24 protein-coding genes are annotated in these 21,773 nt (G+C 68.7%); 14 read left to right on the forward strand and 10 right to left on the reverse strand.

All coding sequences use genetic code 11. The features are described 5' to 3' along the window. The 3 genes from PIJ50_RS12510 to hpaR form a co-directional block, all read left to right on the forward strand. Positions 1-219, forward strand: a 219-nt coding sequence (locus PIJ50_RS12510; protein WP_271975748.1) for an IS3 family transposase, incomplete at its 5' end; no start/stop codon positions are given. Between the two features lie 71 nt (positions 220-290). Next, on the forward strand, positions 291-908 hold the full coding sequence (locus tag PIJ50_RS12515) for a nitrilase-related carbon-nitrogen hydrolase (RefSeq protein WP_271975750.1): 618 nt from the start codon (positions 291-293) through the stop codon (positions 906-908). Positions 909-982: 74 nt separating this feature from the next. Further along, positions 983-1,438, forward strand: coding sequence for a homoprotocatechuate degradation operon regulator HpaR (gene hpaR / locus PIJ50_RS12520; protein WP_271975752.1), 456 nt, complete (start codon positions 983-985; stop codon positions 1,436-1,438). 6 nt (positions 1,439-1,444) lie between these two features. On the opposite strand, the gene PIJ50_RS12525 is transcribed toward hpaR, so the two are convergent. Further along, the gene (locus tag PIJ50_RS12525; protein ID WP_271975754.1) at positions 1,445-1,801 is read right to left on the reverse strand and encodes a response regulator; all 357 of its coding nucleotides are present in this window, start codon (positions 1,799-1,801) and stop codon (positions 1,445-1,447) included. 14 nt (positions 1,802-1,815) lie between these two features. Beyond that, entirely contained in the window at positions 1,816-4,653 is a 2,838-nt protein-coding gene (locus PIJ50_RS12530) for a GAF domain-containing protein (protein WP_271975756.1), read from the reverse strand. A 163-nt stretch (positions 4,654-4,816) separates the two neighbouring features. Between PIJ50_RS12530 and PIJ50_RS12535 the strand changes: the two genes are divergently transcribed. Then, positions 4,817-6,226, forward strand: coding sequence for an alkaline phosphatase D family protein (locus PIJ50_RS12535; RefSeq protein WP_271975758.1), 1,410 nt, complete (start codon positions 4,817-4,819; stop codon positions 6,224-6,226). A 3-nt stretch (positions 6,227-6,229) separates the two neighbouring features. On the opposite strand, the gene PIJ50_RS12540 is transcribed toward PIJ50_RS12535, so the two are convergent. After that, on the reverse strand, positions 6,230-7,438 hold the full coding sequence (locus PIJ50_RS12540; protein WP_271975760.1) for a hypothetical protein: 1,209 nt from the start codon (positions 7,436-7,438) through the stop codon (positions 6,230-6,232). Further along, a complete protein-coding gene (locus PIJ50_RS12545; RefSeq protein ID WP_271975761.1) occupies positions 7,435-7,713 on the reverse strand; it encodes a DUF6525 family protein in 279 nt (92 codons plus the stop codon). The genes PIJ50_RS12540 and PIJ50_RS12545 overlap by 4 nt, the downstream gene beginning before the upstream one ends. 255 nt (positions 7,714-7,968) lie before the next feature. On the opposite strand from PIJ50_RS12545, the gene urtA reads away from it, so the two are divergent. Genes urtA through ureC form a run of 10 tightly spaced genes read left to right on the forward strand, consistent with a single transcriptional unit; the run spans position 7,969 to position 17,399 of the window. Next, positions 7,969-9,264 carry an urea ABC transporter substrate-binding protein gene (urtA, locus tag PIJ50_RS12550; RefSeq protein WP_271975762.1) on the forward strand — a complete coding sequence of 432 codons (1,296 nt, stop codon included), beginning with the start codon at positions 7,969-7,971 and terminating at the stop codon, positions 9,262-9,264. 21 nt (positions 9,265-9,285) lie between these two features. Continuing rightward, positions 9,286-11,175, forward strand: a complete 1,890-nt coding sequence (urtB, locus tag PIJ50_RS12555) for an urea ABC transporter permease subunit UrtB (RefSeq protein WP_271975765.1) — start codon at positions 9,286-9,288, stop codon at positions 11,173-11,175. A gap of 1 nt (position 11,176) precedes the next feature. Beyond that, the gene (gene urtC, locus PIJ50_RS12560; RefSeq protein WP_271975767.1) at positions 11,177-12,289 is read left to right on the forward strand and encodes an urea ABC transporter permease subunit UrtC; all 1,113 of its coding nucleotides are present in this window, start codon (positions 11,177-11,179) and stop codon (positions 12,287-12,289) included. Further along, positions 12,286-13,029, forward strand: a complete 744-nt coding sequence (urtD, locus tag PIJ50_RS12565; RefSeq protein WP_271975768.1) for an urea ABC transporter ATP-binding protein UrtD — start codon at positions 12,286-12,288, stop codon at positions 13,027-13,029. The genes urtC and urtD overlap by 4 nt, the downstream gene beginning before the upstream one ends. Further along, entirely contained in the window at positions 13,026-13,721 is a 696-nt protein-coding gene (urtE, locus tag PIJ50_RS12570; RefSeq protein WP_271975770.1) for an urea ABC transporter ATP-binding subunit UrtE, read from the forward strand. The genes urtD and urtE overlap by 4 nt, the downstream gene beginning before the upstream one ends. 14 nt (positions 13,722-13,735) lie before the next feature. Then, positions 13,736-14,512, forward strand: a complete 777-nt coding sequence (locus tag PIJ50_RS12575) for an urease accessory protein UreD (RefSeq protein WP_271975772.1) — start codon at positions 13,736-13,738, stop codon at positions 14,510-14,512. A 10-nt stretch (positions 14,513-14,522) separates the two neighbouring features. Beyond that, a complete protein-coding gene (locus PIJ50_RS12580; RefSeq protein WP_271975774.1) occupies positions 14,523-14,825 on the forward strand; it encodes an urease subunit gamma in 303 nt (100 codons plus the stop codon). A 7-nt stretch (positions 14,826-14,832) separates the two neighbouring features. Then, entirely contained in the window at positions 14,833-15,387 is a 555-nt protein-coding gene (locus PIJ50_RS12585) for a HupE/UreJ family protein (protein WP_271975776.1), read from the forward strand. A gap of 1 nt (position 15,388) precedes the next feature. Then, positions 15,389-15,703: an urease subunit beta gene (locus PIJ50_RS12590; protein ID WP_271975778.1), complete on the forward strand. Its 315-nt coding sequence runs from the start codon at positions 15,389-15,391 to the stop codon at positions 15,701-15,703. Continuing rightward, positions 15,693-17,399, forward strand: coding sequence for an urease subunit alpha (gene ureC, locus PIJ50_RS12595; protein ID WP_271975780.1), 1,707 nt, complete (start codon positions 15,693-15,695; stop codon positions 17,397-17,399). Before PIJ50_RS12590 ends, ureC begins: the two co-directional genes overlap by 11 nt. On the opposite strand, the gene ureG is transcribed toward ureC, so the two are convergent. The 6 genes from ureG to puuE are packed head-to-tail and all read right to left on the reverse strand — an operon-like array spanning position 17,396 to position 21,772. After that, positions 17,396-18,010: an urease accessory protein UreG gene (ureG, locus tag PIJ50_RS12600; protein ID WP_271975782.1), complete on the reverse strand. Its 615-nt coding sequence runs from the start codon at positions 18,008-18,010 to the stop codon at positions 17,396-17,398. The two genes, ureC and ureG, sit on opposite strands and share 4 nt — an antisense overlap. Then, positions 18,007-18,627 carry an urease accessory protein UreF gene (locus tag PIJ50_RS12605; protein WP_271975784.1) on the reverse strand — a complete coding sequence of 207 codons (621 nt, stop codon included), beginning with the start codon at positions 18,625-18,627 and terminating at the stop codon, positions 18,007-18,009. The genes ureG and PIJ50_RS12605 overlap by 4 nt, the downstream gene beginning before the upstream one ends. After that, entirely contained in the window at positions 18,617-19,063 is a 447-nt protein-coding gene (locus tag PIJ50_RS12610; protein WP_271975786.1) for an urease accessory protein UreE, read from the reverse strand. Before PIJ50_RS12610 ends, PIJ50_RS12605 begins: the two co-directional genes overlap by 11 nt. Further along, positions 19,060-19,548: an ureidoglycolate lyase gene (locus PIJ50_RS12615; RefSeq protein WP_271975787.1), complete on the reverse strand. Its 489-nt coding sequence runs from the start codon at positions 19,546-19,548 to the stop codon at positions 19,060-19,062. Before PIJ50_RS12615 ends, PIJ50_RS12610 begins: the two co-directional genes overlap by 4 nt. Continuing rightward, complete coding sequence (locus PIJ50_RS12620; RefSeq protein WP_271975789.1) at positions 19,545-20,363, reverse strand: bifunctional allantoicase/(S)-ureidoglycine aminohydrolase; 819 nt, start codon at positions 20,361-20,363, stop codon at positions 19,545-19,547. Before PIJ50_RS12620 ends, PIJ50_RS12615 begins: the two co-directional genes overlap by 4 nt. Then, positions 20,360-21,772: an allantoinase PuuE gene (gene puuE, locus PIJ50_RS12625; protein ID WP_271975791.1), complete on the reverse strand. Its 1,413-nt coding sequence runs from the start codon at positions 21,770-21,772 to the stop codon at positions 20,360-20,362. The genes PIJ50_RS12620 and puuE overlap by 4 nt, the downstream gene beginning before the upstream one ends. Between the last annotated feature and the right edge of the window lies 1 nt (position 21,773).

The following is a 21,773-nucleotide window of genomic DNA, read 5'->3' on the forward strand; positions in this document are numbered from 1 at the left end:
GGCAACTGCCATGACAACGCCGTCGCCGAAAGCTTCTTCAACCTGCTCAAGCGCGAACGGATCAGGCGCAGAACCTACCAGACACGCCACGACGCGAGGCAGGACGTGTTCGATTACATCGAGATGTTCTACAACCCGAAGCGAAAGCACGTGAGAAACGGGATGCTGTCGCCCGCCGAGTTCGAGCGGCAGCAAATGATGAGACGTGAAGGCGTCTAAGAAACTCGGGGCTATTCAGCGGAGGATCCCTTTCTTGCCGCCCTTCGCGCGGCGGCCCGCCGGCACCGGATGTGGATCCAGACCGGATCGACCCCGATGCGGGCCGGGGGGACGATCCTCGCTTTGTCAACCGCGCCCACCTGATCGACGCCGAAGGCGGGATCGTCGCGCGCTATGACAAGATCCACCTGTTCGACGTCGCGCTGCCGGGCCAGACGGCCAGCCGCGAATCCGACCGCTACTCTCCGGGATCCGAGGCGGTGTTGGCGCCCACACCATGGGGGCCGATGGCGCTGACCATCTGCTACGACCTGCGCTTTCCCCATCTTTACCGCCAGCACGCCAAAGCCGGCGCGCGGGTGATGCTGATCCCTTCGGCCTTCGCCATGGCCACCGGAGAGGCGCATTGGGAGCTTCTGTGCCGCGCCCGCGCGGTGGAGAACGGCTGCTTCGTGATCGCCGCCGCACAGGAAGGCCGGCACGACGACGGCCGCAAGACCTGGGGCCGGTCGCTGGCGGTCGATCCATGGGGCCGCACGCTGGCCGATCTGGGCACGGGGGAAAAGATGGTCGTCCTTGATCTGGACCTTGGCCTTGTGGAGGCGACGTGCGCCGCGATTCCCTCCCTGGCCAACGAACGCCCCTACCGCTTCCGCGATCTGACCCGCGCGCCGGAGGGGAGCGGGTAAGCCGGGGGGGGCGACGGCCCGCTTGCCACCGGCGGGCGGAAGGCGGAAGATGCTCCGGCAGAGGGAGCATGTGCGTGAACGAAAACGAGATCCGATGGACCGACCCCGGGATGGGCCTGCCCATGGCGCTGTTGCGCGCGCGGGAGGCGGTTCTGGACGGCTTCCGCCCCCTGCTGAACGCCCATGACCTGACCGAACAGCAATGGCGCGTGATGCGGCTGCTGGAGGAAGCGGGCACCGTCGACGCCTCGGCCCTCGCCCGCGGGACGGCGATCCTCGCGCCCTCGTTGACGCGCATCCTGCGGACGCTGGAACGGCGCGGCGTGGTGGCGCTGGCGCGGGATCCGGGCGACGCGCGCCGCCAGCAGATCCGCCTGACCGATCAGGGCCGTGCCCTGACGGCCAAGATGACGTCGCAAAGCGCGGCCATCCATGCCGCGCTGGAAACGGCGCTCGGCGCAGCGCGGATAGACCGGCTTCTGGCGGAACTCGACGCGTTGACGGCCCGGATCCGGCGGCCCGGTGCCTGACGGACGTCAGGCGAAGCGGCGCACCTGATCCAGAACCTGCTCCTCAAGGTAAGGCTTGCCCAGGAACACCGCGCCTTCGGGCACCGCCGCCTGCGTGACGTGCCGGTGACCGGAGGTGACGATGACCCCGACCGGTGGCCAGCCGTCGCGCACCCGCGACGCCAGCCACAGCCCGTCCGGCCCCGGCCCCAGATCCACGTCGGTGAACACCACGCGGATCGAGGGGCAGGTTTCCAGGATGCGGATTGCCATTTCGGTGGATCGGGCGCCGACTGCCTCAAACCCGGCGTCGTCCATCATGGCCAGGGCGGCCATTCGCAAAATCGGTTCGTCCTCGACCACGAGGATGGTGGGGGCGGGCATGGGCATCTTCCTTGTCAGGCGCTCTGCAACTCGGACAGGGGGGCCCGGATCGTTGCAATGAACCCCGACGGCTCATAACTGAGTTCCACCCCGCCGGTTCCCGTCAGACCCATCTGGATCAGGCGCGAGCCGAAGCCCTTGCGGGTGGGGGGCCGCACCTCGGGACCGCCCGCCTCCTGCCAGACGAGGACGAGGTCACGCTCCCCTTCGGCAACGTCCTCGATCTCCCACGCCAGAAGCAGGGTGCCGGCATCGGCCGACAGGCAGCCGTATTTCACGGCGTTGGTGGCCAGTTCGTGCAAAAGCATCGACAGGCTGAGGGTGCTGCGCGCCCCCAGTTCGATGTCCGGTCCGCCAAGGCGCAGCCGTTCGGGCCCCGCCAGCGTGGCGAGGGTGGACTGGATGGTCTGGCGGATCGATCCCGCCTCCCAGTTGCGGTGCAGCAGCACGTCATGCGCCGCCGACAAAGCCTGCATCCGGCGCAGGAAATCCTGCAGCGCGGTCTGGTCGGTGGCCCCGCGCAGGGTCTGGCTGGCGACGGCCTGCACCATGGACAGGCTGTTCTTCAGCCGGTGCGACAGTTCGTGGTTCAGGACGGCCTGTTCCTTTTCCGCCCGCGCCGTGGCCAGCGCGGCATACAGGCGGTCGGCGACGCGGCGCATGAAATCGACCTCTCCGGCCGTCCAGTCGCGCGGCTCGGTCTGGTGCACGAAGAGCGCGCCCACCAGTTCGTCCTTGCGCATCTGCGGCACGCTGATCTGGGCGGCCACCGCCGCGGAATGATAGCTTCCGGCGTCCGCGGCCAGCCGGGCCTCCGCCTCGGCGTCGCACAGGACCAGCGGCTGGCCGGTTTCCAGCTGGGCCGTGGTCTTCTCGAACAGCGACAACTCGTAGCGGCCGTTCGCGCTTGGAACGCCGGGGGCCAGGCATTCCCCCGTCACGACGTAAAGGCCCGCCCGGCGGTCCACGACCGCATACCCCGCGCGCGAGGCGTCCAGCGTCCGCAGCACGAGGTGGCAGGCCGTTTCGATCATCTCCTCGGGGCGGGCGGCGTGGCGCACGCTGTTGCCCAGTTCCAGAAGCGCTTCCTGCCGAAGGGCCGCGATCTTCTTGTCGGTGATGTCCTGCACCGTGCCGCACATGGACCGGATATGGCCCGTGTCGTCCCGGATGTATTCCGCGCGCCGGGCGATCCAGCGCAGTTTGCCGTCGTCGGCGCGGCGGATGCGGTATTCCAGATCGGCGGGGGCCATCCCCTGCGGGTGGCGCGCGTCGCGGGATGCGGCCTCGCGATCCTCGGGCACCACGATGTCCTGGAACAGGCGGGTCGTGGTCTTGTCCAGCGGCGTCACGCCGAAGATGCGGAAGAATTCCGACGATCCGACCACCGTGCCGGTCGCAACCTCGATCTCGAAGGTGCCGATGCCACCCGCCTCTTGGGCCAGCCGCGACCGCTGTTCGGCGTCGCGCAGGGCCTGCGCGTCGTCCGCGCGTTCGCGCGCGACGGACAGAAAGCGCGCGATGGTCTGGAAGAAGGCCAACGTTTCGTCGTCGAAGGCCGGCAGTTCCACGCTTCCGAACGAGATGACGCCCACGGCCCGGTCGCGCACGCAGATCGGAAAGCCCGCGTAGGCCTGCATGCCGGTGATGCGGGCGATCTGGTGGCGCGGCTCCTCCGTTTTGGCCAGATCGGACAGGACCACGGGTTCGGCGGTCTGCGCCACGATCCCGCACAGGGGCACGTCGAAGCTGACATGGCTCAGCGCCATGCGCGTCTCCTCCGTCACGCCCACTGAATGGCGCAGCAACAACTGCTCGTCCTCGGCGGCGATGTCGTAGACATAGCACTGTTCGAAGCCGATCGTGTCCGTGCCGCCTTCCAGAATGGGCCGCAGGGTCGATCCCGGATCGTCGGTGTTCAGAAGGGCGGCGGAGGCTTCGGACAACAGCGCCAGACGCTGCGCCTGCCGGCGGGCATGCGTCCGGTCGCGCAGGATCTTGACGTATCCGACATGCTGGCCCGCATCGTCCTTCAGCAGCATCATCTCGCCCAAAGCGAAGAAGCGCGAACCGTCCTTGCGCACGTGCCAGCGTTCATCGGCCCCGCGGCCCGTGGCCTTCGCGACCTCCATCTCAAGATCCGGGATGCCGACGCTGCGGTCGGCCGGATTGAAGATGATGTCGCCGGGCCGGCCGAGCATCTCCGCCTCGCTCCACCCGAAGATGTTCCGCGCGCCCTGGTTCCAAGCCGTGACGTTGCCGTCCAGATCCAGCGACAGGATCGCGTAATCGACCGAACTGTCGATGACCTGCCGGTGATGCGCCGACAGCCGCTGCGTCGCCGCCAGAGAGGCGCGCAGTTCCACCTGCGTCATCGCCTGCCGGGCCAGAAGACGCAGCGTCCGCACCTGATGGGCGTCCAGGTTGCGCGGTTTCCTGTCCAGGACGCAGACGGTGCCGATCGGCAACCCTTCGGGCGTTTTTAGAAGCGCCCCGGCATAGAACCGCAAGCCCCCCGCCTGATGCACCAGTGGATTGCCTTCGAACCGCGGGTCCTGCAGGGCGTCGGGGACGATCATCATGTCCTCGCACAGGATGGCACGGGCGCAGAAGGCCGTGTCCAGCGGCGTTTCGCGCACGCCCAAGCCCACCTCGGCCTTGAAGAACTGCCGGCCGGTGTCGATGAAGTTCACCACGGCGATGGGGGTCTGGCACACCTCGGACGCGATGGCGGCGATGTCGTCGAAATCCTCCTCGCGCGGGGTGTCGAGGATGCCATAGCGATGCAGGGCCGCCGACCGGGCCCGTTCGTCGAAGGAAAATGCGGGCACATCAACGGCGTCGGACGGCATCGGTATCTCTGTTCTGCATCTCGGCCCTTTCTCTCACCTACCGGGGCCGGGGGCAAGTTCGCATGATGGGCGCCCCGCGAAGGGCCCGCGACCAATGGGCAGGTTGCATCCCGCCGCGAAACCCTCACAACGCAGGGGGAGCAACGCAAGGCGGACACACGACATGCAGACACTCGGCCCGGTCCTGTTCCTGGACGCCGCCACGCCCGACGGGCTTCACCTTGCGGCGCTGTTCCTGGGGCCGAAGGGGCAGCAGCCCCCGCCGGTGGTGACGGAGGATGGGACCAGCCCCGCGCTGCCCATCGCCGACTACGACCACGTGACCGTCTGGCGCGCGCGCTTCCACCTGCCGCCGCGCCCGTCGGGATACCGGTGGAACGGCACGACCTTTCCCGTGCAGGGCGATCTGTCCGGCCCCCTGCGCCTTGCCTACGTGTCGTGCAACGGAGAGGAGATCGGCGATCTGGGCCGCGAAGGGTCCGAGCGCAACGCCATGTGGGCAACGCTGGGGCGCGACCATCAGGCCGAGCCCTTCGCCCTGCTGCTGCACGGCGGCGATCAGGTCTATGCCGACGAGGCGACGGATGGCCATCCCCTGACCGAAGGCTGGCCGGACCACCTGCCGGACACTCCCTCGGCCGTCGCGCTGGCCGACCTGCGCCACCACCTGCGCGAACGCTTCATGGAGCGCTATGCGGCGCTGTACGCCGCCCCCGAATTTGCATGGGCCGTGGCGCGGATCCCGTCGCTGATGCAATGGGATGACCATGACATCTGCGACGGCTGGGGGTCCCTGCGCCGCAAGGCGACCGAATCCGCCATCGGCCGGACCCTGTTCGACGCCGCGCGCGAGGCCTTCCTGATCTTTCAGGCCGCCGCCCCCGAGGGCGACCTTCCCGCCCGCTTCGCCGACCCGTCCGGCGCCCATCTGGGATGGGAGGTGCGCGCGCCGGGCCTGCGCCTTTTGGCCCCGGACCTGCGGTCCGAGCGCACGCGCCACCGCATCATGGGCGACGGCGGTTGGGCCTTCATGGACGGGCAGGCGCCGCTGGACGGCGAAAAGTGCCTCCTGATGTCCAGCGTGCCGTTGCTGGGGCCGCGCCTGTCGCTGCTGGAAAGCGTGATGATGCTGGTCCCCCGGATGCAGCGGTTCGAGGATGACCTGCGCGACCAGTGGCAAAGCCACGCCCACCGCGCCGAATGGCAAAGGATGCTGCGGCGGATGGTGACGCTGGGGCCAGGTGGCGGCGACATCGCCGTTTTGTCCGGAGAGATCCATCTGGCCGGCCGCGGCACCATGCCCCTTGGGGATGGGGTCACGCTGAACCAGCTCGTGGCCTCCGGCATCTCGCACCGCCCGCCGCCGAAGGGCTGGGCGCGGTTTCTGGGCGCGCTGTCCAGCCTGGGCGACGCGCCCCTGCCCGGCCACCCGATCCGCATCAGGCGCATCCCGGGCCAGTTCGGCCGCTATGTCGCGCAACGCAACTACCTGACCCTGCGGCGCGAGCATGGCGCGTGGCAGGCGCAATGGCAGCTGGAGGAAAGCGGGACCTCCCCCGCCCTCCCCCTCTGACCTCTAGTGCTGCATCCCCGACCCGCCGACGGCGACGAGGTTGTAGGGCGTGCCCCCCACCGCGATGTCCTGCGTGACCTTCAGCGTGTCGCCGGCCACCACATGGACCATCCCGGCGGCCGGGTCGGTGACAAGGATCTGCCCGTCGGCCACGGCAAGGCGCGGGCGCGGGTCGTTCCAGTGGCCGTCCATCGGATAAGGGCCGGTCACGCGCCCGCCGTCCTCGAGCGCGGCCTTCAGGACGTTCAGGCGGTGCAGGGTCCCGTCCTCGGTCAGAACATAGGCGAACTGGGGCGCGGCCGGATCCAGCACGAAGTCCACCCGCCGGAACGGCAGCTTCACGAACTTGAAGTGCGGTTCGTCCTCGGGGTCCACCACGACCACGCCATCGGCGCCGTAATTGCCCACGAAGACCTGCATCGCCCGTGCCCCCAAAAGCGTGCCGGTCGTCCCTTCGGGCCAGTCGGCGGGATAGGGCAGCAGGTTGAACTCCGGCGCCTCCCCCTCGCGCACGGTCAGCACGCCTTCCTTGCAGCCGGCGGCCAGATAGGCGCCCGACAGCGCCTCACCATGGATGCCGGTGCAGGTGGCCAGATCCCCGGCCGCCGTGCCGTCCGCCGCAAAGGCCTGAAGGCCAAGGCGCGGCGGGGCGGCGTCCCCCTCCACCGGCGCGTCCGACGCGACGGAGGACAGGAACAGGTCGCCGAAGGGCAGTGCAAAGCCGTGATGGGCGCGGGCCTGCGGGAAACGGGTGGGCGTCACCGTGCCCTCGGCCAGCGCGGCGTCCGACAGGAACTCGGCATAGCCGCCCTTGTCATACTGGATGGAGGTGGTGCCCCCATGGGTGACGACATGGAACGGGCGCGGCCCCGTCAGGACCGCGTCCATCGCCGAAGGGTCCGACACCGACAGGTCCGAATGATCGCCATGCGACACAAGGCGCACGCCGCTGCGGATCAGGTTCACCTGATCGTCGTCTGACTGCACGGCCACCACCGCGGCGCCATTAGCGGCAGAATAGAGCTTTGCCTGACCCTTGGTGTCAAAGGTCCAGCGCGTGTCGGGATCGGCCAGATCGAAGGCGGTGATCCGGGGCGCGGCGTGATCGCCCACGAACACGCGCCAGACAGACTGCGTGTCTTCGGCACAGGCGGGGCCGGCCAGGGCGGCGGCCAGCGCCGAGGCGGCCGTCAGAAGGCGGGTGTGGATCATGGGTGTCCTCCGTTCGTTGGGTATTGCGTGCCCCAGATGCGGGGCGCGTCGCGGGCCAGAAGCCGCGCCTCGGCCTGGCAAAGGCAGGCGCGGGCGTGGTGGGGGCAGCCGCTTTCCTTCATCGCGCGCTGCCACAGGCGCAGGGCGGACGTGGCGCTCCATGGAAGGGCGGCGTCGCGCAGCCAGTCGCGCAGATCCTGCGGAAGGCGGTCGAAGCGCGCCATCGGACTGGCCGAGGTTCGCCGTTTCAGGCTGGTGCACAGGTTGCGGCGCATCCCACTCTCTATGTTATGGTATCACGTTACGTTATCACTACGTGGCGGATCTGCGGACAGCAACCGGAAATTCCGCCCCGGAACTTCGCGCCCTGCCCGAAAACAAGGCGCCGATCCCCGCCGATGAGGAAGTTGCAGGCAGAAACGGCCGGGCTCCACCGGCCGCCCCGGCTTCGCTTGGTGGGTTGGGGAAGATGATCCTATCACCGGGAAACGGGCGGCATGAATGATCGCCGGAACAGCAGGGGTGGGGACATGTTCGATGTGAAGCGCATTGTGGCCGGCGCGGGATTGGCGCTGGCGGTTTCCGGGGCGGCGGATGCGCAAATCGCCCCCAGCGGAGAGCCGATCAAGATCGGCGTCCTCCATTCGCTGTCGGGCACGATGGCCATTTCTGAAACCACGCTGAAGGACACCGTCCTGATGCTGGTCGATCAGCAGAACAAGGCCGGCGGCGTCCTTGGCCGCCCGCTGGAGGCGGTGGTCGTCGATCCCGCCTCCGACTGGCCCCTGTTCGCCGAAAAGGCGCGCGAGCTGCTGACCGTGTCCGACGTGGACGTGATCTTCGGGGCGTGGACCTCGGTCAGCCGCAAGTCCGTCCTGCCGGTGCTGGAGGAGCTGAACGGCCTGATGTTCTATCCCGTCCAGTACGAGGGCGAGGAATCCTCGAAGAACGTGTTCTACACCGGGGCCGCGCCCAACCAGCAGGCCATCCCCGCCGTGGACTATATGATGGAGGAGCTGGGCGTCGAGAAGTTCGCCCTTCTGGGCACCGACTACGTCTATCCGCGCACCACCAACAACATCCTGTCGGCGTATCTGGGCGACAAGGGCGTGGCGACGGGCGACATCTTCACCAACTACACCCCCTTCGGGCAGTCGGACTGGTCCAAGATCGTGGCGGACGTCGTGGCGCTTGGCGCGGATGGCAAGCAGGTGGGCGTCATCTCCACCATCAACGGCGACGCCAATATCGGCTTCTACAAGGAACTGGCCGCCGCCGGCGTCTCGGCCGAGGATCTTCCGGTCATCGCCTTCTCGGTCGGAGAGGAGGAGCTGTCGGGTCTGGACACGACCGACCTCGTCGGCCACCTCGCGGCCTGGAACTACTTCGAATCCGCCGACACGCCGGAAAACGAGGCGTTCATCGACGCATGGCACGCCTTCACGGGCGACAACAGCCGCGTGACGAACGACCCGATGGAAGCCACGATGATCGGCTTCAAGATGTGGGTGCAGGCGGCCGAAAAGGCGGGCACCACCGATGTCGACGCCGTGCGCGACGCGATGTACGGGCAGGAGGTTCCGAACCTGACGGGCGGCACGGCCAGGATGCTGCCGAACCACCACCTGACCAAGCCGGTGCTGATCGGAGAGATCCGCGACGACGGCCAGTTCGACATCATCAGCCAGACGGAACCCGTGGCCGGCGACGCCTGGACCGACTTCCTGCCGGAATCAGCGGTGCTGGAGGCCGATTGGCAGGAACTGGATTGCGGCATGTACAACACCGAAACCAAGACCTGCGTGCAGCAGAAGTCGAACTACTGACCCTTCCCGAACGGACCGATGATGCGCGGATTGCTGCCCCTTCTGCTGGCGCTGGTGCTGGCCCTGCCCGCCCATGCGCAAAACGTAGCGGCCGTGCTGGACGTGCATCGCGACCAGATCGAGAAGCCCTCGCGCACTAGCATCGGCCCGGTGATCGACGCCCTTGCCGCCAGCGGCGATCCCTTGGCTGCCACCGTTCTGGCCGCGTGGGAGGATCGCCGGTTGGGAGTGCTGGAGGATGGCACCTTCGTGCTGACCGACGGCGACGCCGCGACAAGCCTTGAAGGCCAGCCCGTGGCGGGCAAGGCCACCGTGCTGCGCCCCAATGCGGGCGTGCGGGGCCTGATCGCGGGCGCGCTGGTGCAGTTCCAGCTGACCGATCCCGATCCGGCGGCGCGGGTGGCGGCCATCGACGCCATCGCCCGCAACCCGTCGGCCGACCATCTGCCGCTGGTCCGCGCGGCGCTGGAGAAATCCCCCGACCCGGCGCTGGAACGGCTGGAACGCCTGCTGACCCTGCGCTTCGATCCCGACCCCGCGGCGCGGGTGGCGGCGATCGAGAGCTTCGGCTCGTCCCTGTCGCTGGACGTGCGGGCGGCGCTGAACCCGCTGCTGGCCACAGCCCGCGTCGCCACGGTGGACGAACCGCAGGGCAACATCGCGCGTGAAATCCCCGTGTCCGAACTCGGCCGCGTAGCCGCCTACGACCTTCTGGTGCAGGCCGGCCTCGCTCCCGCACGCCTGACGCGCGAGGCCGCGCAGCAGGCGCTGGTGGCCCATATCCAGAACGGTCAGGTGGCCGGCATCCCCGTGGCCAGCCTGAACACGCAAGACGCCCGCGACGCCGCCTATTCCGCGCTCGAAGCCTCCGGCGCCGTGCCCCCGGCCGCGACCGAGGATGAGGTGGACGCCGCCCTCGCCTCCGCCACCTTCGCCGAGATCTATGCCGAGCCGGAGGCGCAGGTGACCGACGCCGCCCGTGCCGCCCTGCGCGGGATCGACGCGAAGGTGGGCGCCATGCAGGCCGCAGACCTTGCCATGGACGCGGTGTCGCTGGCCTCGATCTACTTTCTTGCGGCCATCGGCCTTGCCATCACCTTCGGCGTGATGCGCGTCATCAACATGGCGCATGGGGAGTTCATCATGATGGGCGCCTATACCGGCTATGTCGTGCAGCAGGTCGTGCCGAACTACACCCTGTCGCTGGTGGTGGCGCTGCCGCTGGCCTTCCTTGTCACCTTCGCCGCCGGGGTGGTGCTGGAGCGGCTGGTGATCCGCCACCTTTACAAGCGCCCGCTGGAAACGCTGCTGGCCACCTTCGGCGTGTCGATCCTGCTGCAGCAGCTGGCCAAGAACATCTTCGGCACGCAGGCCCGCCCCCTGACCGCGCCGGACTGGCTGTCGGGATCGCTCGTGATCAACGACGTGGTGGCGATCAGCTGGATCCGCATCGCAATCCTCGTCCTCGCGCTTCTGTTCCTCGGCCTCTACCTTTTCATCATGCGCCGCACCCGTCTGGGGCTGGAGGTGCGGGCCGTGCAGCAGAACCCGACCATGGCCGCCTCGATGGGCATCTCTCCGGGCCGGATCAACATGCTGGCCTTCGGACTCGGGTCCGGCATCGCCGGGATCGCGGGCGTGGCCATCGGTCTCTTCGCGCAGGTCACGTCCGAAATCGGGCAGCAGTACATCGTGCAAAGCTTCATGACGGTGGTCGTGGGCGGCGTCGGGTCCATCTTCGGCACGCTGGCGGGGGCGGCGCTGATCGGTTTCCTGCAAAAGGGGATCGAGTGGCTGAACCCCTCGAACACGCTGGCCGCCCAGACCTACATGATCCTGTTCATCATCGTCTTCATCCAGTTCCGCCCGCGGGGCATCATCGCCCTGAAGGGCCGGGCCGCGGGGGACTGACATGCGCCGTTCGACACTGATCTTCCTGGCCCTTCTGGCCCTGTCCACCGCCGCCGTCACGGTCATGGCGGGGGGCGGCCTGATCTCCACCTCCTTCGTGAAGACGCTGGGGATGACGCTGTGCCTGTGCCTGGCCGCGGTGGCGATGGATCTGGTCTGGGGCTATGCCGGCATCCTGTCCCTTGGCCACATGGCGTTCTTCGCGCTTGGCGGCTACATGATCGGGATGTGGCTGATGTGGGCCCGGACGGAAGCCATCGTGGTGCAGGCCCTGTCCGGCCAGCCTTTGCCCCCCACGGCCGAGGAGATCCGGCAGGGCATCGGCGGGCAGATCTTCGGCGTGGTCGGCACCTCCGACATCCCGTGGATCTGGAGCTTCGCGCATTCCCTTCCCCTGCAACTGCTGCTGGTCGTGCTGGTGCCGGGGCTTCTGGCGGCCGTCTTCGGCTGGCTGGCGTTCCGCAGCCGCGTCACGGGCGTCTATCTGTCCATCCTGACGCAGGCGATGACGTTGGCCCTGGCGCTCTACCTCTTCCAGAACGACAGCGGCCTTCGCGGCAACAACGGGCTGTCGGGGTTGCAGAACCTGCCCGGCGTGTCCGCCCCGCAAGAGGTGACGGCCCTGTGGCTCTTCTGGGCCTCCGCGCTGGCGCTGGCGGGGGGCTACCTGCTGGCGGCTTGGGTCGTGGGCGGCAAGTTCGGATCCGTGATCCGCGCGATCCGCGACGACGAACAGCGGGTCCGCTTCCTCGGCTATCCGGTCGAAGGGTTCAAGCTCTTCGTCTTCACCCTGACGGCCGTGATCGCCGCCATCGCGGGGGCCCTCTACTACCCGCAGGCCGGCATCATCAACCCGGCCGAGATGATGCCCATCGCCTCCATCTACCTTGCGGTCTGGGTGGCGATCGGCGGGCGCGGGCGGCTTTATGGCGCGGTGATCGGGGCGGCGGTCGTGTCCTTGCTGTCCAGCTGGTTCACGGGCGGGCGGGCGCCGTCCATCCCGCTGGGCTTCTACACCATCGACTGGGTGGACTGGTGGCAGGTGCTGCTGGGGCTGGCCTTCGTGCTGGTCACGCTGCTGGCGCCCAAGGGCATCGGGGGGCTCTTCCGATGAGCGCACTTCTGGAGGTGCGGGGCGTCTCCGTTAGCTTTGACGGCTTCCGCGCGATCAACAACCTGTCCTTCGCCATCGACCGGGCCGAACTGCGCGCCGTGATCGGCCCGAACGGCGCGGGCAAGACCACCTTCATGGACATCGTGACGGGCAAGACCCGCCCCGACGCGGGCGACGTAATCTTCGGCGATCCGCCCCGGTCCCTTCTGCGGATGACCGAGGCGCAGATCGCCCGCGCGGGCGTGGGCCGCAAGTTCCAGCGCCCGACGGTGTTCGAGGATCAGAGCGTCTTCGCCAACCTGATGATGGCCCTGAACGCCCCCCGCAACCCCTTCGCCGTGCTGCGCTTCCGCCCCACCTCCCGCCACCGCGACCAGGTGCAGGATCTGGCCGAGGAGGTGGGTCTTGCCCCCCACCTGACGCGTGTCGCGGGCGAGCTGTCGCACGGGCAAAAGCAGTGGCTGGAGATCGGGATGCTTCTGGCGCAGGACCCGCTTCTGCTGCTGGTGGACGAACCTGCCGCCGGCATGACGCTGGCCGAACGCGAACACACCACGACCCTGCTGCGCCGTCTGGCCACGACCCGCGCCGTGGTGGTGGTCGAACACGACATGGAGTTCGTGCGCCGGCTGGATTGCCGCGTGACGGTGCTGCATGAAGGGTCGGTGCTGGCCGAAGGGTCGCTGGATCACGTGACCGCCGACCCTCAGGTGATCGACGTTTATCTGGGGCGCGGATGATGCTGAAGACCGAAGGCCTGACCCTGCATTATGGCGGCAGCCAGATCCTGCACGGCATCGACATGGAGGCACGGGCCGGAGAGGTCACCTGCGTCATGGGCAACAACGGCATGGGCAAGACCTCCCTCCTGAAGGCCATCGCGGGCACGCATCCGCGGTCGGGCGGCCGCGTCTGGCTGGACGGCGAGGCGCTGCCCCCCCTGCGCCCCGAGGCGCTGGCACGACGCGGCGTGGCGGTGGTGCCGCAGGGGCGGATGATCTTCCCCCTGCTGACGGTGACCGAGAACCTGCAGACCGCCTTCGCGACGCAACCGAAGCCCCACCGGATCCCCGAAGAGGTCTACGACCTGTTCCCCGTGCTGCGCGACATGGGCGCGCGGCGCGGGGGCGACCTGTCGGGCGGGCAGCAACAGCAGCTGGCCATCGCCCGCGCCATGATGATGAACCCGAAGCTTTTGCTGCTGGATGAACCGACCGAAGGCATCCAGCCCAACATCATCCAGCAGATCGGCCGCGTGATCCGCTATCTGCGCGACAAGGGCGACATCGCCATCGTGCTGGTCGAACAGTATTTCGACTTCGCCTACGACTTGGCCGACCGCGTCTACATCCTCAAGCGCGGCACCGTCGACATCTCCGGCACGCGCGAGGAGCTGGGGCGCGAGCGGATGAAGGCGGCGGTGTCGGTGTGAACGCACCCGTGCGGATGGAACGCAGCGCAGGCAAGGCCCATGCGGCGCTGACGCTGCGCGACGGGCGGATGCGCCTGACCGCGCTGCGCCAGCAGGGATCGGCCAAAGCGATCCTGCCGCGGGTGGAGGGGCCGCCCGAAGTGGTGTTTCTCAACACCTCGGGCGGGCTGACGGGCGGGGATCGGTTGGAGATGTCGCTGGACGTGACCGGGCGTGCCATCGCCACCACCCAGACGGCGGAACGCGCCTATGACGCGGGCGGCGGCGTGGCGACGGTGCGCGTGTCCCACCGCGTGGACGGCTGGCTCGACTGGTTGCCGCAGGAAACGATCCTGTATGACCGCGCGCGGGTGGACCGCATCACCCGGATCGACCTTGCCCCCGACGCCGGTTGCCTGATGCTGGAGATGCTGGTGCTGGGCCGCGCCGCCATGGGCGAAACGGTCCGCGACCTGCACCTGTCCGACCGGCGCGAGGTGTGGCGCGGGGAAAAGCCCGTCCTGCTGGAATGGCTGCGGCTGGACAAGGCGGCGCTGTGCGCGGGTCCCGCCGGGCTTGCGGGTTCGCGGGCCATCGCGACGCTTGCCATGGTGGGCCCGGGCGCGGAAGATGCGCTGGACCCCGCCCGCGCCGCGCTTGGGGTCGGGGGGGTGGAGGCCGCCGCCTCCGCCTTTGGCGGCAAGATGGTGGTGCGGATGCGGGCGGGCGACGGCTGGCTCCTGCGCCGGCAGGTGGCGCGGCTGCTGCTGGCCCTGCGCCGGGAACCGTTGCCGCGCGTGTGGCAGATATGAGGGAACGACAATGAATCTGACGCCAAGGGAACGTGACAAGCTGATGGTCAGCCTGGCCGCCATGGTGGCGCGGGGCCGGCTGGAACGGGGCGTGAAGCTGAACCACCCTGAGGCGATGGCCCTGATCACCGACTTCGTGGTGGAAGGCGCGCGCGACGGCCGCTCCGTCGCCGACCTGATGGAAGCGGGCGGCCAAGTCCTGACCGCCGACCAGTGCATGCCCGGCATCCCCGAGATGATCCACGCCATTCAGGTCGAAGCGACCTTCCCCGACGGCACAAAGCTCGTCACCGTTCATCATCCCATCCGCTGAGGGTTCCATGACACATCTCCTGACACTCGCCCTGATCCTCTCGCCCTCCTTGGCGCTGGCCCATGCGGGGCATGACCACGGATCGCCCTTCCAGGCGGGCCTGCTGCACCCCATCGGCGGGACGGACCACGTTCTGGCGATGCTCGCCGTCGGCCTTTGGGCGGCGGTGACGGGCGGGCGGGCCTTGTCGGCGATGCCGCTGGCCTTCGTGGCGGCCATGGTGCTGGGCGGCGCGATGGGCATGGCGGGCGCGGGGCTTCCGGCGGTGGAGCCGATGATCCTCGCCTCCGTCATCCTTCTGGGGGTGGCGGCCGCGCTGGCGCTGCGTCCGCCGCTGGCCCTGTCGCTGGGGGCGCTGGCCGTGTTCGGGGCGGCGCACGGCTTCGCGCACGGGGCCGAAGGGCCGCAGGGGCAGATGACCGCCTACGCCGCGGGCTTCGTGATCGCGACGGCCGGCCTGCATCTGGCCGGGATCGGCGCGGGCCTTGCGATGACGCGGTTCGCCCGTATCCTTGGCGCGGCGGTCGCGGCGGGCGGCTTTCTTCTTGCCTTCGGGGGCTGACATGATCCCCGGAGAGATCTTCCCGGCGGCGGGCACCCTGACCCTGAACGCGAGCGCGATGGCGATCACGCTGATGGTGGCCAACACCGGCGACCGGCCGGTGCAGGTCGGCTCCCACTATCACTTCGCGGAAACCAATCCGGGGCTGGACTTCGACCGCGCCGCCGCCCGCGGTTACCGGCTGGACATTCCCGCCGGCACCGCCGTCCGCTTCGAACCGGGGCAACGGCGCGAGGTGCGGCTGGTGCCCTTTGGCGGCGACCGGCAGGTCTGGGGCTTCAACGGACAAGTCATGGGGGCGCTCGATGCCGGTTGAAATCTCTCGCGGCACCTACGCCGCCATGTTCGGCCCCACCACCGGCGACCGCGTCCGCCTGGGCGACACCGACCTAATCATCGAGGTGGAGCGCGACCTGACCACCTATGGCGAGGAGGTGAAGTTCGGCGGTGGCAAGGTCATCCGCGACGGCATGGGCCAGTCGCAGCGGACCCGCGCCGAAGGGGCGGTCGACACCGTCATCACCAACGCGCTGATCTTGGATCACACGGGCATCTACAAGGCCGATGTGGGCCTGCGCGACGGGCGGATCCACAAGATCGGCAAGGCCGGCAATCCCGACACGCAACCGGCCGTGACCATCGTCATCGGTCCGGGGACCGAGGTGATCGCGGGCGAAGGCCGCATCCTGACCGCGGGCGGGATGGACAGCCACATCCACTTCATCTGCTCTGACCAGATCGAGCACGCGCTGCATTCCGGCATGACCACGATGCTGGGCGGCGGCACCGGCCCCGCGCATGGCACGCTCGCCACCACCTGCACCCCCGGCCCGTGGCACATCGGGCGGATGCTGATGGCGGCGGACGCGTTTCCCATGAACCTCGCCTTCACGGGCAAGGGCAACGCCTCCCGTCCCGAGGCGCTGGAGGAGATGGTCCGCGCTGGCGTCGTCGGCCTGAAGCTGCACGAGGATTGGGGCACCACCCCCGCCGCCATCGACTGCTGCCTGACGGTGGCCGACCGGATGGACGTGCAGGTGATGATCCACACCGACACGCTGAACGAAAGCGGCTTTGTCGAAAACACCCTTGCCGCCATCGGCGGGCGCACGATCCACGCCTTCCACACCGAAGGCGCCGGGGGCGGCCATGCGCCCGACATCCTGAAGGTGGTGGGATCGGCCAACGTGATCCCGTCCTCCACCAACCCCACCATGCCCTACACGGCCAACACGGTGGAGGAGCATCTGGACATGCTGATGGTGTGCCACCACCTCGACCGCTCGATCCCCGAGGATGTGGCCTTCGCCGAGTCCCGCATCCGCCGCGAGACCATCGCGGCTGAGGATATTCTGCACGACATGGGCGCGCTGTCGATCCTGTCCTCGGACAGTCAGGCGATGGGGCGGGTGGGCGAGGTCATCACCCGCACCTGGCAGACGGCCCACAAGATGAAGGTCCAGCGCGGCCGGCTGGCCGAGGAGACGGGCGACAACGATAACCTGCGCGTCCGCCGCTTCGTGGCGAAATACACGATCAACCCCGCCATCTGCCACGGCCTGTCCGCCCATATCGGTAGTGTGGAGGAAGGAAAGCGCGCCGATCTGGTGCTGTGGTCGCCCGCCTTCTTCGGCACGAAGCCGGAAATGGTGCTGCTGGGCGGCACCATCGCCATGGCGCAGATGGGCGATCCGAACGGGTCAATCCCCGCGATGCCCTTCTATTCCCGGCCCATGTTCGGCGCCTTTGGCGGCGCGCGAACGGCCAGCAGCGTCACCTTCGTGTCGCAGGCCGCGATGGAGGAGGACGTGCGCGGCCAGCTTGGCCTGTTGAAGCAGACGGTGGCGGTGCGGGGAACACGCGACATCGGCAAGGCTGACATGATCCTGAACCACGCCCGCCCCGAGATCACAGTGAACCCTGAAACCTACGAGGTGCGGGCCGATGGCCAGATCCTGACCTGCGAGCCCTTGACCGAACTGCCCCTCGCGCAGCGCTACTTCCTGTATTAGCGCAGGGACAAGCCGCCTTCGTGCTGCAGGAAGGCGATGATCGCCTCCATCCCCTCGGCCTGCCGCAGCTTGGCCATCACGTAAGGCCGCGCCCCACGCGCGGTCTGCGTGTCCCGCTCCAGCAGCTCAAGATCCACGCCCACATGGGGGGCAAGGTCGGTCTTGTTCACGACCAGCAGGTCCGACCGCGTGACGCCCGGTCCGCGCTTCCTTGGAATGTCCTGCCCCGCCGCCGTGTCGATGACATAGATCGTGAGGTCCGCGAGTTCGGGCGAAAAGGTGGCGGCCAGATTGTCCCCGCCGGATTCGATCAGCACCAGATCCAGATCGGGAAACGCGCCCCGCAGCTCGGCGATGGCGGCCAGGTTGATCGACGCATCCTCGCGGATGGCGGTGTGGGGGCAGCCGCCGGTTTCCACACCGCGGATGCGTTCCGACGGCAGAACCTGCGCGCGCATCAGGTAGTCGGCATCCTCGCGCGTGTAAATGTCGTTGGTGATCACGGCCATGGAACAGCGGTCCGCCAGCGCCGCGCACAGCTTTTCGGTCAGGGTCGTCTTGCCGACGCCGACGGGGCCGCCGATGCCGACGCGCAGGGGTCCGGTGCTCATGTCTTGAAGATCCTCACATCCAGGGTTTCATGGCGCATCGCGGACAGATCGCCCGCGATGGTGGCCGAAGCGATGGCCGACAGCGGCGCCGTGGCCGCCCGTTCCGCCAGATCGTCGATCAGGGGGTGCAGCGCCTGCAACACCCGCTGCCCCTGCGTCTGGCCCAAGGGCACGAAGCGCGTGGCGCAGGCCACGAGGTTGCCGGCAAATCCGTGCAAAAACAGCGCCGCCACCTGCCGCGTGGACAGGTCCAGCGCGCGCGAGGCGGCGGCCACCGCCAGCGGCAGGGGCTGCGGGTCCACCGGCACGCCAAGCGCCGTCACGGTGGCGGCAAAGGCCGCGCCCTGCTCCTCCGTTTCCCGCAACCGCTCGGCCGAGGGGGCGAGGGCGCGGGCGATGTCGCGCAGATCCTCCCCCTCCCGCGCGCGGGCCAGCAGCACCGCGTCGGACCAGCCCGCGCCGATCCGCAGCACATCCGCAATCCACGCCTGCGCGCTGGCCGCGTCATGGACGGCGCCGTCGGCGATCGCCTGCTCCATCCCGTGGGAATAGGCGAAGCCGCCGGTGGGAAAGGCGGGCGACAGCCATTGCACCAGCCGCAGAAGGTCAGTGGGCATGGCCCATCGTCCGCCCGTGACCATAGGCGCCGCCTTCGGGCGTGAACCGCTCCATCGATGGGCGGACGGTGGCGCCAAGGCCCTGAAGCATCCCTTCCAGCACGTGGTCGCGGCGGATCACCAGCCGGTCATGCTCGATCTGGCAGGGGGTGTGGCGGTTGCCGATGTGCCAAGCGAGGCGCGGCAGATCGCCCGTCACCACCAGCACGGGTTCCAGCGCGGCCGCCACCTCGATCACCGTGTCGCCGGCGATCAGCGCGTCGCCATGGTCCAGGCTGACCGTCTCCGGCAGGTCCACTAGGACCCCGCGCCCCGAGGCGCAGACCAAGCGCTTGCGCCGCAGGAAGCGCGCCTCGTAATCCAGAACCACTTTGTCGGCGGGATCGGTCCAGTCGCCCTTGCGGCGCAGGGCGGTGGCGGGGGGATGGTCGATCATTCACTCGGTCCTTGGTCGATGATCACGGGCCGGTCCAGCCAGTGTTCCTGAAGGTTGGGGCTGTCGCCGATGCGGTCCACGACCGCGAACAGCCCCGGTGCGTGCAGCGGCGTCAGCACGCCGTGCCACGTGCCGCGATGCAGGTTCACCCCCTGATGCGGTGCCGTCAGGAAGGCGCGGGGCGCGCCCGGCACCCCGCCCGCATCCGGCGCCACGATCACGAGGAACGGGTGTTCCGTCATGGGAAGAAAGGCCTGGCTGCCATGGGTGTGCCGCTCCAGCATCTCCAGCCGGTAGGGAAGGCTGCGCGGCTCGCCCCGGAAGATCGACAGGCCAAGGCGGCCACCCTCCGCCTCCATCCGCGCGCGGTCGTGGAAACGGGCGCAAAGGCCCGCGTTGATGATCTTGTCGGGATCGCCCGCGGCGTCCAGCACATCGCCGAACGGGGCAAAGGCGGCGGGGGTCAGGCGTTCGGTCCGGATCATCGCAGGCGCAACCCCGCATGCCGGTTCACGTCCTTGTAAAGAAGATAGCGGAACGGCCCCGGCCCGGCGGCATAGCAGGCCTGCGGGCAGAAGGCGCGCAGCCACATGAAGTCGCCCGCCTCCACCTCCACCCAGTCCTGGTTCAGCTTGTAGACGGCCTTGCCCTCCAGCACGTAAAGGCCATGCTCCATCACATGCGTTTCCTCGAACGGGATGACGCCGCCGGGCTGGAAGGTGACGATGGTCACGTGCATGTCGTGGCGCAGATCGGCCGGATCGACGAAGCGGGTGGTGGCCCAGGCCCCGTTCGTGTCGGGCATGGGGGTGGGGGCGATGTCGCCTTCATGCAGGATCAGCGGTTCGGGGCGGTCCTGCCCCGCGCCGTCCCACAGCTTGCGGATCCAGTGGAAGCGCGCTGGCGTGTCGGCATGGTTGCGCAAGGTCCACGCGCATCCGGCGGGAAGGTAGGCGTAGTGGCCAGCCCGTAGGGGATGCGCCTGCCCGTCGACCGTCAGGGTCGGGGTGCCGTCGGTCACGAACAGCACGCCCTGCGCGCCCGCCTCCGGCTCCGGCGCGTCGGAACCGCCGCCGGGGGCCACCTCCATCACGTATTGGCTGAAGGTTTCGGAAAAGCCGGTCATGGGGCGGGCGATCAGCCACAGGCGCGTGTCTTCCCACCCCGGCAGGAAGCTGGTCACGATGTCGGAAAAAACGCCTTTCGGGATGAAGGCATAGGCGTCGGTGAAGACGGCGCGGCCGGTCATCAGTTGCGTCTGCGGCGGCAGGCCGCCCGTGGGAAAATGGTATTGCGTCACAGCAGGGCTTTCAGGCGAAGAAGGGCGATGCGTTCCACCTGACGGCAGGCGGTGGCGAATTCGGTGTCGCGGTCCTGGGCGACACGGGCGCGGAAGGCTTCCAGGATCTGCGCCTTCGTGTTGTCGCGCACTGCGATGATGAACGGAAAGCCGTGGCGGGCAACATAGTCGGCGTTCAGGCGCTGGAACTCCGCCCGCTCGGCATCCGTCAGGGCATCCAGCCCGGCGCTGGCCTGTTCGGCGGTGCTGTCCGCCGTCAGCCGCCGCGCCGCCGCCAGCTTGCCCGCAAGGTCCGGATGGGCGTTCAGCACCCCCAGCCGTTCGGCGTCGCCTGCGCTGCGGAAGATGCGGCACAGTGCGTTGTGCAATCCCACCGCGCTGTCATGGGCGGGCCCAAGCTCCAGATCGAAGGCGCGGTCGGCGATCCACGGGGAATGTTCGAAGATGCCGCCGAAGCGGCCCACGAACGTCTCGCGGTCCATCTGCGACGGGCGTTCGCGCCGCACATGCGGATGATGGGCCGCCCAGTGGGCCGCGATCTCCCCCCGCGTGGCGAACCATGCGCCGCCCGTCTGCAGCGCGTAGTCCAGAAACCGGATCAGCCCCGCCGCCTTGCCCGGACGCCCGATCAGGCGCGAATGCAGGCCGATCGACATCATCTTCGGCCGTCCGCGGTCGCCTTCGTCCCACAGCGTGTCGAAGGCGTCCTTCAGGTACTGGAAGAACTGCTCTCCGGTGATGTAGCCGGGGGCCGTGGCGAAGCGCATATCGTTCGCCTCCAGCGTATAGGGCAGGACCAGCTGGTCGCGCGCGCCCACCTCCAGCCAATGGGGCAGATCGTCGTCATAGGTGTCAGAGATCCAGTCGAACGCGCCCGTTTCCGCCACCAGCCGCACGGTATTGGCCGAACAGCGGCCCGTGTACCAGCCGCGCGGCGGCGCGCCCACCACCTCGGTGTGCAGCCGGATGGCCTCGGCGATCTGGCGACGCTCCTCCGCCTCCTCCATCCCCCGATGTTCGACCCATTTCAGGCCGTGGGACGCGATTTCCCACCCCGCCGCGGTCATGGCCGCCATCTGTTCGGGGCTGCGGGCCAGCGCGGTCGCCACGCCGAAGATGGTCACCGGAAGGCCGCGCGCGGTGAAGATGTCGTGCAGCCGCCAGAATCCCGCCCGCGCGCCGTAGTCGTAGATCGACTCCATGTTCCAGTGCCGTTCGCCCGGCCACATGGTGGCGCCCGCAATGTCGGACAGAAACGCCTCGGACGCGGCGTCGCCGTGGAGGATGCAGTTCTCGCCCCCCTCCTCGTGGTTCAGGACAAGGCTGATGGCCAATTTCGCGCCGCCGGGCCAGGCCGCGTCGGGCGGGTTGGGGCCGTGGCCGGACAGGTTGCGGGGATAGCGGTTCATC

It is taken from the genome of Falsirhodobacter sp. 20TX0035, from assembly GCF_028307215.1.
In the GTDB taxonomy this organism is placed as follows: Bacteria; Pseudomonadota; Alphaproteobacteria; order Rhodobacterales; family Rhodobacteraceae; genus Falsirhodobacter.

Bases quoted from the DNA above. Each gene is read 5' to 3' on its own strand.
- urtD (WP_271975768.1), top strand. From the start codon at position 12,286: ATGAGCGCACTTCTGGAGGTGCGGGGCGTCTCCGTTAGCTTTGACGGC.
- PIJ50_RS12590 (WP_271975778.1), top strand. From the start codon at position 15,389: ATGATCCCCGGAGAGATCTTCCCGGCGGCGGGCACCCTGACCCTGAAC.
- ureC (WP_271975780.1), top strand. From the start codon at position 15,693: ATGCCGGTTGAAATCTCTCGCGGCACCTACGCCGCCATGTTCGGCCCC.
- puuE (WP_271975791.1), bottom strand. From the start codon at position 21,772: ATGAACCGCTATCCCCGCAACCTGTCCGGCCACGGCCCCAACCCGCCC.
- urtB (WP_271975765.1), top strand. From the start codon at position 9,286: ATGCGCGGATTGCTGCCCCTTCTGCTGGCGCTGGTGCTGGCCCTGCCC.
- PIJ50_RS12545 (WP_271975761.1), bottom strand. From the start codon at position 7,713: ATGCGCCGCAACCTGTGCACCAGCCTGAAACGGCGAACCTCGGCCAGT.
- PIJ50_RS12615 (WP_271975787.1), bottom strand. From the start codon at position 19,548: ATGATCCGGACCGAACGCCTGACCCCCGCCGCCTTTGCCCCGTTCGGC.
- urtA (WP_271975762.1), top strand. From the start codon at position 7,969: ATGTTCGATGTGAAGCGCATTGTGGCCGGCGCGGGATTGGCGCTGGCG.
- PIJ50_RS12580 (WP_271975774.1), top strand. From the start codon at position 14,523: ATGAATCTGACGCCAAGGGAACGTGACAAGCTGATGGTCAGCCTGGCC.
- PIJ50_RS12585 (WP_271975776.1), top strand. From the start codon at position 14,833: ATGACACATCTCCTGACACTCGCCCTGATCCTCTCGCCCTCCTTGGCG.
- urtE (WP_271975770.1), top strand. From the start codon at position 13,026: ATGATGCTGAAGACCGAAGGCCTGACCCTGCATTATGGCGGCAGCCAG.
- PIJ50_RS12530 (WP_271975756.1), bottom strand. From the start codon at position 4,653: ATGCCGTCCGACGCCGTTGATGTGCCCGCATTTTCCTTCGACGAACGG.
- PIJ50_RS12610 (WP_271975786.1), bottom strand. From the start codon at position 19,063: ATGATCGACCATCCCCCCGCCACCGCCCTGCGCCGCAAGGGCGACTGG.
- ureG (WP_271975782.1), bottom strand. From the start codon at position 18,010: ATGAGCACCGGACCCCTGCGCGTCGGCATCGGCGGCCCCGTCGGCGTC.
- PIJ50_RS12525 (WP_271975754.1), bottom strand. From the start codon at position 1,801: ATGCCCGCCCCCACCATCCTCGTGGTCGAGGACGAACCGATTTTGCGA.
- PIJ50_RS12535 (WP_271975758.1), top strand. From the start codon at position 4,817: ATGCAGACACTCGGCCCGGTCCTGTTCCTGGACGCCGCCACGCCCGAC.
- PIJ50_RS12575 (WP_271975772.1), top strand. From the start codon at position 13,736: ATGGAACGCAGCGCAGGCAAGGCCCATGCGGCGCTGACGCTGCGCGAC.
- PIJ50_RS12540 (WP_271975760.1), bottom strand. From the start codon at position 7,438: ATGATCCACACCCGCCTTCTGACGGCCGCCTCGGCGCTGGCCGCCGCC.
- urtC (WP_271975767.1), top strand. From the start codon at position 11,177: ATGCGCCGTTCGACACTGATCTTCCTGGCCCTTCTGGCCCTGTCCACC.
- PIJ50_RS12605 (WP_271975784.1), bottom strand. From the start codon at position 18,627: ATGCCCACTGACCTTCTGCGGCTGGTGCAATGGCTGTCGCCCGCCTTT.